This is a genomic window from Microvirga sp. KLBC 81, assembly GCF_003075415.1.
Lineage (GTDB): Bacteria > Pseudomonadota > Alphaproteobacteria > Rhizobiales > Beijerinckiaceae > Microvirga.
Map to the genome: position 1 here is coordinate 67,521 of NZ_QDAH01000013.1, position 12,070 is coordinate 79,590.

A 12,070-nucleotide genomic window follows, 5' to 3' on the forward strand; every position below is an offset into this window, starting at 1 on the left:
GAGGGCGGCGATGCCCTCCGTTTTTTCTCGTCCTCCTCTTTTACATCGCGAGCCTTCCATGACAGCGACCTCCCGCACCGGCGGCCAGATTCTTGTCGATCAGCTTACTCTGCACGGAGTCGATCACATCTTCTGCGTTCCGGGCGAGAGTTATCTCGCTGCCCTCGACGCGCTGCATGATGCCAACATCAACGTCACCGTCTGCCGCCAGGAAGGTGGCGCCGCGATGATGGCCGAGGCCTATGGCAAGCTCACGGGCCGTCCCGGCATCTGCTTCGTCACCCGTGGCCCCGGCGCGACGAATGCTTCGCCCGGCATTCACATCGCCAAGCAAGACTCGACACCGATGATCCTCTTCGTCGGCCAGATCGAGCGCGGCATGCGCGAGCGTGAAGCCTTCCAGGAACTCGACTACCGCGCCGCCTTCGGCCCGCTCGCCAAATGGGCGACGGAAGTGGACGATCCGGCGCGCTTCCCCGAGATCATCTCCCGTGCGTTCCATATCGCCACTTCGGGCCGTCCCGGCCCTGTCGTGATCGCACTGCCGGAAGACGTGCTCACCGAGATGGCGAGCGTCGCCGACGCGCCGCGCTATCAGGTGATCGAGACCCATCCGTCGCTCGCGCAGATGGCCGAACTGCAGAAGCTGCTGCAGGGTGCGAAGAAGCCCGTAGCGCTGCTCGGCGGCAGCCGCTGGTCTGAAGTCGCGGTGCAGCGCTTCGTGCGCTTTGCCGAGCGCTTCGAGCTGCCGGTCGCCTGCACCTTCCGCCGCCAGATGCTCTTTCCGGCCGACCATGCCTCCTATATCGGCGATCTCGGCCTCGGCGTGAACCCGAAACTGCTCGCGCGCATCAAGGAGGCCGATCTCGTCCTGCTTGTCGGTGGACGCCTCTCCGAGATCCCGAGCCAGGCCTATACGCTCCTCGACATTCCGGCTCCGCAGCAAAAGCTCGTCCACATCCATCCCGACCCGAGCGAGCTCGGCCGCGTCTATTCTCCGCATCTTGCCATCAACGCCTCGCCCGTCGCCTTCACGGCGGCGCTGGAGGGCGTGCATCCACCGGCATCGCTTCCCTGGTCTGAGAGCACGAAGACGGCGCATGCGGATTATCTCAACTGGAGCGACCCGGCCTCGATCCGCGTGCCGGGCGCGCTCCAGATGGGCGAAGTGATGGCGCATCTGCGCGAGGTGATGCCCTCCGACACGATCTACTGCAACGGCGCGGGCAATTTCGCCACTTGGGTGCACCGCTTCTGGCCCTTCAAGCATTACGGAACGCAGCTTGCGCCGACCTCCGGCTCCATGGGCTACGGCGTGCCCGCCGCCGTCGGCGCCAAGCGCGTGCAGCCGGACAGCACCGTCGTGGTGTTCGCCGGTGACGGCGATTTCCTGATGAACGGCCAGGAATTCGCGACCGCCGTGCAATACGACCTTCCGATCCTCGTCATCCTGCTCGACAACGGCATGTACGGCACGATCCGCATGCACCAGGAGCGCGAATATCCGGGCCGCGTCTCGGCGACGATGCTGAAGAACCCGGACTTCGCAGCTTACGCCAAGGCCTTCGGTGGCTATGGTGAGCGCGTGGAGCGCACGGAGGACTTCCCTGCCGCGCTCCAGCGCGCTCTGACCTCCAGCAAGCCTGCGATCCTGCACTGCATGCTCGACCCTGAGGTCATCACGCCCGCCATGTCGCTCTCCGCGATCCGTGACAAGGCGCTGGAGAGCAAGAAGTAAGCTCATCGCCGGTAACTGTCATTCCGGGGCACCGAAGGTGAGCCCGGAATGACAGGGATAACGCTCACGCCGAAGCGAAAGTCTCACTCGCAGGCCTGACCCTGATCGTGGCGGCACCTGCGTCAAAGCCATCGAGCAGCGCGTTGTGATGATCCACGATCTGCTCGACATTCAGCGACGGCATATCGGCCGTGGTGTGGGCGTCGGCCACGAGCGTCACGTCATAGCCGAGACTGACGGCGCGGCGGCAGGTGGTGTCGACGCAGTACTGGGTCATGAGCCCACCCACCACGAGATGATGAATCCCACGGCGCGACAGAACATCCTGCAGATCCGTCTCGTAAAACGAGTCGCAGGCTGTCTTGTTGACGACGATGTCGTCGTTCGTCCGCCCAAGATCGTCGCAGATCTCCCATCCCGGAGTGCTGGTTTCCAGACGGTGTCCGGGCCCTCCGTTGTGCTGGACGAAGATGACGGAAAGGCCCTGGCGCCTGGCCTCGCCGACCAATCCGAAGATACGGCCACGCACCTCGTCGAAGCGCTGTCTGACGGCAGGACGCTCCGCCCCCTTTTCGGGAAGAATGCCGTTCTGCACGTCGATGATGACAAGAGCTTTCGTCATGACGCTTAAGCAGCCTTCGCTTCGTCGAGACGCTTAGCGACAAGGCTGCGCAGCGAGCGCAGATCCTTCACGAAGGAGCGGATGCCCTCGGCGAGCTTTTCGGTCGCCATCGCATCTTCGTTGAGCGCGAAGCGGAAGGTCTTCTCGTCCATGCGCGGCAGGGCCGGGATCTTCTCGACATCGTCGGCCGAGAGCTTGCGGGGCAGCTCGCCTTCCGCCTTCGCCAGCTCGTCGAGAAGCGCGGGCGAGATGGTGAGGCGGTCGCAGCCGGCGAGCGCTTCGATCTCACCGATGTTGCGGAAGGACGCGCCCATCACCACGGTCTTGATGCCCTGCGCCTTGTAGGAAGCATAGATGTTGCGCACCGAGATCACGCCCGGATCGGTTTCGCCCGTGTAGGGGCCACCGCCTGCCTTCACGTGCCAGTCGAGGATGCGGCCGACGAAGGGCGAGATGAGGAACACGCCCGCTTCCGCGCAGGCCTGGGCCTGGGCCATGGAGAACAGGAGGGTGAGATTGCAGTCGATGCCTTCCTTCTGGAGCACTTCCGCCGCCCGGATGCCTTCCCAGGTGGAGGCGATCTTGATGAGAATCCGCTCGCGACCGATGCCGCGCTCCTCGTAAGCCTTGATCATCTCCCGCGCCGTAGCGATCGTTCCTTGCGTGTCGAAGGAGAGGTCCGCATCCACCTCCGTCGAGACGCGGCCCGGGACGATGCCTGCAAGTTCCGCGCCGAAGGCAACAGCGAGGCGATCGCAGATGGCGGCCACCACGCTCTCGCGGGAGCCACCCTGCTTGCGGCCCCAGGCCAGGGCCTCCTCAAGGAGGTGCCCGTAGGCAGGAATCTCGACCGCCTTGAGCAGAAGAGTCGGGTTGGTGGTGCAGTCCTGAGGTTTCAGGCGGCGTACCGCGTCGAGGTCGCCGGTATCGGCGACGACCACCGTCATGGCGCGCAATTGGTCGAGCTTGGAGGGCATTCCGGTCTCCGTGGGTTTCATTTTCAGCCAGACTTAGAGGTTTAAGGCCCCGGCGTGAAGACGTCTCGGTGTCATTCCCGGCACCGCACCTACCCCTCCCCCTTGCGGGGAGGGGTAGGGGTGGGGGTGGTTGAGCTGGGCGAGCGGTGGAACCAGCGCGCTCCTCGTCATCACCGGCCCTGTGCCGGTGATCCCGATTTGTGAAGCGCAGCACTCTCCTTCATCGGGATGGCCGGGACAGGCCCGGCCATGACGTTGTAGAGCTGTCGTGTTCTCTGGATGCAGCGCAGCGCTTCGACTTTCCGACCCCCACCCTCAGTCCCTCCCCGCAAGGGGGAGGGAAGTAGGGGCGCATCACATGAACAGGCTGCGGTTCGCCCTCACCCGGTCCAGCATGAAGGCATGAACCTCGGCAATGCGGTGGAGGTTGCGCACCTCCGCATGGGTCACGATCCAATAGGTGCGGGTGAAGGAAATCTCCGGCAGCACGACCTTCAGCTCCGGATATTGCCGGGCAGCGTAGTCGTGAAGAATGCCGATGCCGACCCCTGCCCGTACGGCTTCGAGTTGGGCTACCACGCTGGCGCATTCGTAGCGCCGGGGGCCATACTTCTCGAGGCCGGAGAAATATTCCAGCGCCGGGCTGTAGATGAGGTCCGCCACGTAGGTGACGAGCAGCCGGCCTGACAGGTCTTCCGGAACCGCGGGAATCCCATGCCGCTCGATGTAGCTTTCCGCGGCGTACATCCGCAGCCGGTAATCGGTGAGCTTGCGGGAGACGAGCCGACCTTCCGTCGGCTGCTCGACGGTGACCGCGATATCGGCCTCGCGCTTCGACAGCGAGAAGGTGCGGGGCAAGGCGACGAGCTGAATGGTGAGATCGGGATGCCGCTCGGCCAGCGTGCCGAGCTCTGCCGCCAGAAAGTAGGTGCCAAGTCCGTCCGGCGCGCCGACGCGCACGGTGCCTGACAGAGCGAGGTCGGAACCGCCCACTTCGCTCGCGACCGCCAGAGCCTGGCTTTCCATGCTCTCCGCCTTCGCCAGCAACCGCTCGCCCTGCTCGGTGAGGGTGTAGCCTTGCGGCTTTCGCTCGAAGAGCTTGGCCTTCAGGGCCTTTTCAAGGGACGAGATGCGGCGGGAAACCGTGGTATGATCGGCCTCCAGACGGCGGGCGGCGACCGTCAGCCGGCCCGCTCGGGCGACGGCGAGGAAAAAGCGGAGATCGTCCCAATCGAAAGCGTTCATGCCAACGGTTTAGCATATTGGGATTTTTGCACAACGCAGCCTCACCTTCGCCCATAGTCGTGCAGTTTTGACAATGCTAGAACAGGGCATCTAAAATTTCAGGAGAGAAACGCCATGCGCGAAGTCGGACATTTCATCGGCGGCAAGCAGGTTCCCGGAAAGTCGGGCCGCACCACGGAATTCTTCCAGCCCATGACCGGCGAGGTGATCGGCCGGGTCGCGCTGGCCTCGAAGGAAGAGCTGCGCCAGGCCGTCGAGAACGCCAAGGCTGCCCAGCCCGCCTGGGCCGCCACCAACCCGCAGCGCCGCGCCCGCGTGATGATGAAGTTCCTCGAACTCATCGCCAAGGAGACGGATTCCCTCGCCGAGCTGCTCGCCCGCGAGCACGGCAAGACCATTCCCGATGCGAAGGGCGATATCCAGCGCGGCGTCGAGGTGGTGGAATTCGCCTGCGGCATCCCGCACCTCCTCAAAGGTGAGTTCACGGAAGGCGCCGGCCCCGGCATCGACATTTATTCGATCCGCCAGCCGCTCGGCGTCGTGGCCGGCATCACGCCGTTCAACTTCCCGGCCATGATCCCGATGTGGAAGTTCGCTCCGGCCATTGCCTGCGGCAACGCCTTCATCCTGAAGCCCTCCGAGCGCGATCCCGGCGTGCCGATGCGCCTCGCCGAGATCATGGTCGAGGCGGGCCTCCCCGCCGGCATCCTCAACGTGGTCAACGGCGACAAGGAAGTGGTGGACGCGATCCTCGACGATCCTGACATCAAGGCCGTCGGCTTCGTCGGCTCCTCGCCGATCGCGCAGTACGTCTATTCCCGCGCCACCGCTCACGGCAAGCGCGCGCACTGCTTCGGCGGCGCGAAGAACCACATGATCATCATGCCCGACGCCGATCTCGATCAGGCGGCTGATGCGCTCATCGGCGCCGGATACGGCTCGGCGGGCGAGCGCTGCATGGCCGTGTCGGTGGCCGTTCCCGTCGGCAAGGCCACGGCCGACGCGCTGATGGACAAGCTGATCCCGCGCGTGGAGACCCTGAAGGTCGGCCCGTCCACGGATCCGTCCGCGGATTTCGGCCCGCTCGTGACGAAGGCGCATATGGAGAAGGTGCGCTCCTACGTCGATCTCGGCGTGCAGGAAGGCGCGAAGCTCGTGGTCGATGGCCGCGACTTCAAGATGCAAGGCTACGAGAACGGCTTCTACATGGGTGGCTGCCTCTTCGACGAGGTGAAGCCTGAGATGCGCATCTACAAGGAAGAGATCTTCGGCCCCGTTCTGTCGGTCGTGCGCGCCAGGAACTACGACGAGGCGCTGCGCCTGCCGTCCGAGCATGAATACGGTAACGGCGTTGCGATCTACACCCGCGACGGCGACGCCGCCCGTGATTTCGCTTCACGAGTGAATGTGGGCATGGTCGGCATCAACGTGCCGATCCCGGTTCCGATCGCCTACTACACCTTCGGCGGCTGGAAGGCCTCGGGCTTCGGCGATCTCAACCAGCATGGCCCGGACGCGATCCGCTTCTACACCAAGACGAAGACGGTCACCTCGCGCTGGCCGTCCGGCATCAAGGAAGGCGCGGAATTCTCCATTCCGACGATGAAGTAAGAACACTCATGGTGGCCGGGACCTAGCTCCCGGCCATTGTGTTTTTGGACGCATCTTTTCGGCGGCGAACCGGGACCACTTCGCCGAAAGATGCTCTAGATCCAAAGTCGGGGTGCACGAGGCGCCCCTCTCATGCCGATTTAGAGCCATGACACAGTTTTCTTTGACCGAAGACCAAATCGCCGTCCGCGACATGGCCCTTGCCTTCGCAGCGGACAACCTTGCTCCCCATGCCCTCGAATGGGACGAGAAGAAGCATTTTCCCGTCGACGTTCTGCGGGAAGCTGCATCCCTCGGCATGGCGGCGATCTACACCCGCGACGATGTCGGCGGATCGGGCATGACGCGGTTGGATGCTGCGCTCATCTTCGAGGCGCTCGCCACCGGCTGCCCCGCCATCTCGGCGTTTCTGTCCATCCACAACATGGTCGCGTGGATGATCGACCGCTACGGATCGGAGGAGCAGCGCCAGCGTTTTCTGCCCTCTCTCTGCACGATGGAAACCATCGGCAGCTATTGCCTCACCGAGCCGGGCTCGGGCTCCGATGCGGCGGCGCTGAAGACCCGCGCCGTGCGTGACGGGGATCACTACATCGTCAACGGCGTGAAGCAGTTCATCTCGGGCGCCGGCACGTCCGACATCTATGTCACGATGGTCCGCACGGGCGAGGAAGGTGCCTCCGGCATCTCGACCCTCGTGATCGAGAAGACCATGCCCGGCGTCTCCTTCGGCGCACAGGAAAAGAAGATGGGCTGGAATGCGCAGCCCACCGCCGCCGTGATCTTCGAGGACGTGCGCGTGCCGGTCGCGAACCGCCTGTCCGATGAGGGCATGGGCTTCAAGATCGCCATGGCGGGCCTCGACGGCGGGCGCCTCAACATCGGCGCGTGCTCCCTCGGCGGCGCGCAGTCCGCGCTCGACAAGGCGCTGGCCTACACCAACGACCGCAAGGCCTTCGGCAAACGCATCGCCGATTTCCAGGCGCTGCAGTTCAAGCTCGCCGACATGGCGACAGAACTCGAAGCGGCACGCACCTTCCTGTGGCGCGCGGCTTCCGCGCTCGATGCCAAGGCGCTCGATGCCACGAAGCTCTGCGCCATGGCCAAGCGCATGGCAACCGACACGGGCTTCGAGGTGGCGAATGCCGCACTCCAGCTCCATGGCGGCTACGGCTATCTTGCCGATTACGGAGTCGAGAAGATCGTGCGGGACTTACGCGTGCACCAGATTCTCGAAGGCACCAACGAGATCATGCGTCTCATCGTGGCGCGCGATCTGGTGGGACGCGGCAACCGATGACCGTAAGCGACATGCTCTGCCCTCAAGCCCTCATCCTGAGGGGATTGCGTCAGCAATCCGTCGCGAAGGACGAGGGCGTCTCCCGTGCAATCTGGATTCTCCTTCGAGACGCAGACTGCGTCTGCTCCTCAGGATGAGGTCAGGAGCCATGATCCTGACATCGAAATCGCTCGGCCTCGGCTTCGGCATCGCCGCAGCGATCTTCGCGCTGTTTTGGCTTGCAGGACCCTGGTTCTTCCTGGAAGGGCGCAGGCCCTTCCAGATCAACTTCGTTGCGGGAGCAGCATTCGGCATGCTTCTCGGCCTGTCGATCCACCGCTTGCTGAACGTGCCCACTCAGAAGACGGTGAGCGCCATGGCGCTCACCGCCATTCCGGGCATGCTGATCATGGCTGCCGTCGGCTCGCACTTCGCCGTGTTCTTTCCTGACTTGAATCCTTCTCTCGACAAGGTGTTCGGCTCCCTCATGCTCTGGTTCTACGGCTTCGGCCTGGCGGGCGCAGTCTGGAGGGCACGAAAGTCATGAAGGGCTCCGGCGGCACACGGGGACTTCCGAAGAATGCTCCGAGCACATGGCTCGTCTGGCTCCTGGGCCTCGGCTTCATTGGCTTGGGACTTCTCTTCCTCCTTGCGCCACCAGCGGGCGCGGCCCTCTTCGGTCTCTCAGCGCCAGAGGGAGAGAGCTTCGGTTATCTCCCGGCCATCGGCTTGCGCGATCTCGCCTTCGGGCTCTATCTGCTGATCCTGTCTTTTACAGCGACACAGCGCGTCCTTGGCCTGATCTTTGCCGCGACGATCGTGATCCCCATCGGCGATCTCATCATCGTCGCCACCGCGCGGGGAGCGGATGGACTTCTCAACCTGCTTCTGCATGGCGTGAGCGCCGCCGTCATGGCGGCGGGTTCCATCTGGCTCTTGAAATCATCGACACACGACAAAATGGGAGGAAACATATGACCAACATTGCCTTTATCGGTCTCGGCAATATGGGCGGGCCCATGGCCGCCAATCTCGTCAAGGCAGGCCATGCCCTCACCGGCTTCGATCTGTCCCCCACCTCCTGCGACCAGGCTCGCTCGGATGGCGTGAGCATCGCAGGCTCAACGGCAGATGCGGTGCGCGATGCGGAGGTCGTGATCACCATGCTGCCCGCGGGCAAGCATGTGCTCTCGGTCTGGACCGACATCCTGCCCTCCATCAAGGAGGGCGCGCTTCTCATCGACTGCTCCACCATCGACGTGGAGAGCGCCCGCAAGGCGCATGTCATGGCGCGCGAGCAGGAGCGCAATCTCATGAGTCTCGACGCGCCCGTTTCCGGCGGCGTCGGCGGCGCGAAAGGTGCGACGCTCACCTTCATGGCGGGCGGCACGAAGGAGGCTTTTGATCGTGCCGAACCCATTCTCTCGAAGATGGGCAAACGAGTCGTGCATTGCGGCGAGGCCGGCGCGGGCCAGGCGGCGAAGATCTGCAACAACATGATTCTCGGCATTTCGATGATCGGCGTCGCGGAAGCATTCGTGCTCGGCGAAAAGCTCGGGCTCTCGCATCAGGCTTTGTTCGATGTGGCTTCCACATCCTCGGGCCAATGCTGGTCGCTCACCACCTATTGCCCCGTGCCCGGTCCGGTGCCGGCTTCGCCCGCCAATAACGGCTACAAGCCGGGCTTCGCGGCAGCTCTGATGCTGAAGGATCTGAAGCTCGCCCAGGAAGCAGCGCTCGCGTCCGGCGCTTCGACGCCGCTTGGTGCAGAGGCGGCTCAGCTCTACGCACTCTTCAACGGCGCGGGCCACGAGGGCGATGACTTTTCCGCCATCATCAACTTCCTGCGCGGGCAGAAAGAGTGAACATAGCCCCTCCTCGTCATGGCCGGGCTTGTCCCGGCCATCTCGCTTCTGAAGAGCACTGCGTCTTTCGCAATCGGGATCACCGGCGCAAGGCCGGTGATGACAGAGAATAGCATGTCAAGCTTGGATAGGCCGATGCCGGACGTTATGCCGCTGGTGCGAAAGCAAAGGTTCGGCATGTGTTGCATCGCACCTACAGCTTTTGTGCACTACATCCGTTAGCTTAGCCATCCCAGATCGCCCAACCGACGGTTACCCGCCTGCATGGTCCGTTCCGCCCTTCCTACGGCCAATCCTTCCGCCGACGCCGCCGCTCTGCTGCGGCGCCTCGGTTTCGCGCTTCTGCTTTTCGCCATTCCGCTGGCTGCCCTCTTCATCCGTCGCGCCCTCGTGGTGATGGCTCCCCTGGCCGTGGCCCTCATCGTCCTCGCGGCCTTTCTCGACGGCACGGCAAAGAACCCCTGGCAGAAAGCCGTCAGCTTCGCGACCTCGCGGGCCGGGCTCGCCGGGCTCGTCCTGGTGCTTTGGGCAGGCCTCTCTCTGGTCTGGACCCCTTTCTTGCCGCAGGCCTCCGAGCGGCTCCTCAATATCATCGCCATGGGTCTGATGGCCCTGGCGGGATATCTGGCCCTGCCGGAACGGATGCGCTCGGCCAATCTCTACCTGCTGCCCCTCGGCGTCGGTCTTGCCGCCCTGATCGCCATCGCGATGCTCTTCCGGGAAGGCGGGAATCTCGACCCCGACGGGACTGGCGTCGAGCGCGGCATCGTCGTGCTCGTCCTGTTGCTCTGGCCCGCCGTGACCTGGCTCCATTCCCGCGGACGCAATCTTGAGGCCGTGACTCTCGCCTTGGCGGTGGCGGTGAGCGCCTTCCTCACAGCGGATGAGCTGCCGCTCATCGGCCTTGCCGCAGGTGTCGTCGCCTTTGCCCTGACAGCGATGAGCCCGAGAACCGGCACCCGCCTGATCAGCCTCCTCATGGCGGGCCTCCTGATTGCCGCTCCGGCCCTGCCCTTTCTTCTGAAGCCTGTTGCCGAGGGTATCCTCGGATCCACCTCCCACGCCGTGGCGAGTCTCGATGCATGGCAGGCGCTCATCCTCAAGGAACCCTTGCGCCTTCTGACCGGCCATGGCCTGGAGACCGCCTGGCGCGGACGCCTGTTCGGCCTCGTGCCTCCTACAGCTCCCTTCAGCCTGTTGTTCGATATCTGGTACGAGCTTGGCGTCGTAGGGGCCGTCTCCGGCGCCATCCTGCTCTCTCAGGCCGCTTCCAATGCAGGCGGAGACCGCCCCATCCTCGGCCCGGGAATCATGGCGTCCTTTGCGTCGGCCTTCGCCTTCGGCGCCTGCGGCATCGGCACCGCCCAGGTCTGGTGGTTCACGGCGCTCGTCGTGCTGGTCCTGGTTTTCGTGGCGGTCGAGCGCGGACAGTTCCGCACGAAGCGGCCGAAAGCCATCTTGCGCCGCCTGCGCTGAGACAGAGCGCACCCTCCCTCGAGGATTGACCGGCGCCCCCCGCCTCTGGTTGGCTGGTGGCCTATCAATTGATGCAAAGGATGCCCCATGCCCATCATCAACCGCGTTGCCGATCTGGCCGACGAGATCACGGCCTGGCGCCGGGATTTCCACGAGAACCCCGAGCTCGGATATGACGTGCATCGCACCGCCGGGATCGTGGCCGAGAAGCTCAAGAGCTTCGGCTGCGACGAGGTGGTGACCGGCATCGGCCGCACGGGCGTGGTCGGCGTCATCAGGGGACGTGTCAATTCATCCGGCAGGGTGATCGGCCTTCGCGCGGACATGGACGCGCTGCCGATCATGGAAGCCACCGATCTGCCCTACCAATCGAAGGCACCGGGCAGGATGCATGCCTGCGGCCATGACGGTCACACGGCGATGCTCTTGGGAGCCGCGAAGTATCTTGCCGAGACGCGCAACTTCGATGGCACGGCGGTCGTGATCTTCCAGCCTGCGGAAGAAGGCGGCGGCGGCGGCGACGCGATGGTGAAGGACGGGCTCATGGAACGCTTCGGCATCCAGGAGGTCTATGGCATGCACAATTGGCCGGGCGTACCTGTCGGCCATTTCGCCATGCGTACAGGACCCATCATGGCGGCGGCCGACCGCTTCACGATCACCATCGAAGGCAAGGGCGGCCACGCGGCATACCCGCACAAATGCATCGATCCCATCGTCACGGCGGCCCATGTGATCACCGCCTTGCAGTCTGTCGCCTCGCGCAGCGTCGATCCGCTGGAATCGGTGGTCGTCTCCGTGTGCACCATCAAGGCAGGCGACGCCTTCAACGTGATCCCACAGACGGCAACGCTGCTCGGCACCGTGCGCACGCTCTCGCCCGCCATTCGTGAACTCGCCGAAACCCGCATCCGCACCATCGTCGAGAATGCTTGTGCTGTTTTCGGCGCGAAGGCGACCATCCAGTACAATCGCGGCTATCCGGTAACGGTGAACGATGCGGAGAAAGCGGAGTTCGTCGCCTCCGTTGCGAAAGCCGTTGCGGGAGAGAGCGCGGTGCAAACGAACTTCCCGCCGGAGATGGGTGCGGAGGATTTCTCCTACATGCTGGAGAAGCGCCCCGGCGCTTACATCTTCGTCGGCAACGGCGATACGGCAGGCGTGCATCACCCGGCTTACGACTTCAACGATGCCGCCACGCCCTATGGCGTGTCGCTCTGGGCGAAGATCATCGAAACCGGAATGCCGGCCGGCTAG

Annotated in this window: 11 protein-coding genes; 8 read left to right on the forward strand and 3 right to left on the reverse strand. The window is 64.2% G+C overall.

What is annotated here, in order from left to right:
* The first annotated feature begins 58 nt into the window (after window positions 1-58).
* A complete protein-coding gene (locus DC522_RS11460) occupies window positions 59-1,738 on the forward strand; it encodes a thiamine pyrophosphate-binding protein (protein WP_116528844.1) in 1,680 nt (559 codons plus the stop codon).
* Window positions 1,739-1,802: 64 nt separating this feature from the next.
* Here the strand turns inward: DC522_RS11460 and DC522_RS11465 are convergent, their stop codons facing one another.
* The 3 genes from DC522_RS11465 to DC522_RS11475 all read right to left on the reverse strand — a co-directional run bounded on the left by DC522_RS11465 (window position 1,803) and on the right by DC522_RS11475 (window position 4,582).
* On the reverse strand, window positions 1,803-2,360 hold the full coding sequence (locus DC522_RS11465; protein WP_116528845.1) for a cysteine hydrolase family protein: 558 nt from the start codon (window positions 2,358-2,360) through the stop codon (window positions 1,803-1,805).
* A 5-nt stretch (window positions 2,361-2,365) separates the two neighbouring features.
* Window positions 2,366-3,337, reverse strand: coding sequence for a transaldolase (gene tal, locus DC522_RS11470; protein ID WP_116528846.1), 972 nt, complete (start codon window positions 3,335-3,337; stop codon window positions 2,366-2,368).
* Window positions 3,338-3,691: 354 nt separating this feature from the next.
* Window positions 3,692-4,582: a LysR family transcriptional regulator gene (locus DC522_RS11475; protein WP_116528847.1), complete on the reverse strand. Its 891-nt coding sequence runs from the start codon at window positions 4,580-4,582 to the stop codon at window positions 3,692-3,694.
* A gap of 114 nt (window positions 4,583-4,696) precedes the next feature.
* Here DC522_RS11475 and DC522_RS11480 point away from each other — a divergent pair, with 114 nt between their 5' ends.
* From DC522_RS11480 to DC522_RS11515, 7 genes are all read left to right on the forward strand, one after another.
* On the forward strand, window positions 4,697-6,193 hold the full coding sequence (locus DC522_RS11480; protein WP_116528848.1) for a CoA-acylating methylmalonate-semialdehyde dehydrogenase: 1,497 nt from the start codon (window positions 4,697-4,699) through the stop codon (window positions 6,191-6,193).
* A gap of 148 nt (window positions 6,194-6,341) precedes the next feature.
* The gene (locus DC522_RS11485; protein WP_116528849.1) at window positions 6,342-7,493 is read left to right on the forward strand and encodes an isobutyryl-CoA dehydrogenase; all 1,152 of its coding nucleotides are present in this window, start codon (window positions 6,342-6,344) and stop codon (window positions 7,491-7,493) included.
* A gap of 148 nt (window positions 7,494-7,641) precedes the next feature.
* Window positions 7,642-8,019 carry a DUF5367 family protein gene (locus tag DC522_RS11490; protein ID WP_116528850.1) on the forward strand — a complete coding sequence of 126 codons (378 nt, stop codon included), beginning with the start codon at window positions 7,642-7,644 and terminating at the stop codon, window positions 8,017-8,019.
* A complete protein-coding gene (locus DC522_RS11495; protein WP_116528851.1) occupies window positions 8,016-8,450 on the forward strand; it encodes a DUF4267 domain-containing protein in 435 nt (144 codons plus the stop codon). The genes DC522_RS11490 and DC522_RS11495 overlap by 4 nt, the downstream gene beginning before the upstream one ends.
* Complete coding sequence (mmsB, locus tag DC522_RS11500; RefSeq protein WP_116528852.1) at window positions 8,447-9,337, forward strand: 3-hydroxyisobutyrate dehydrogenase; 891 nt, start codon at window positions 8,447-8,449, stop codon at window positions 9,335-9,337. Before DC522_RS11495 ends, mmsB begins: the two co-directional genes overlap by 4 nt.
* Window positions 9,338-9,601: 264 nt before the next feature.
* Window positions 9,602-10,813: a peptide ABC transporter permease gene (locus tag DC522_RS11510; protein WP_116528854.1), complete on the forward strand. Its 1,212-nt coding sequence runs from the start codon at window positions 9,602-9,604 to the stop codon at window positions 10,811-10,813.
* A gap of 87 nt (window positions 10,814-10,900) precedes the next feature.
* Entirely contained in the window at window positions 10,901-12,070 is a 1,170-nt protein-coding gene (locus tag DC522_RS11515) for a M20 aminoacylase family protein (RefSeq protein ID WP_116528855.1), read from the forward strand.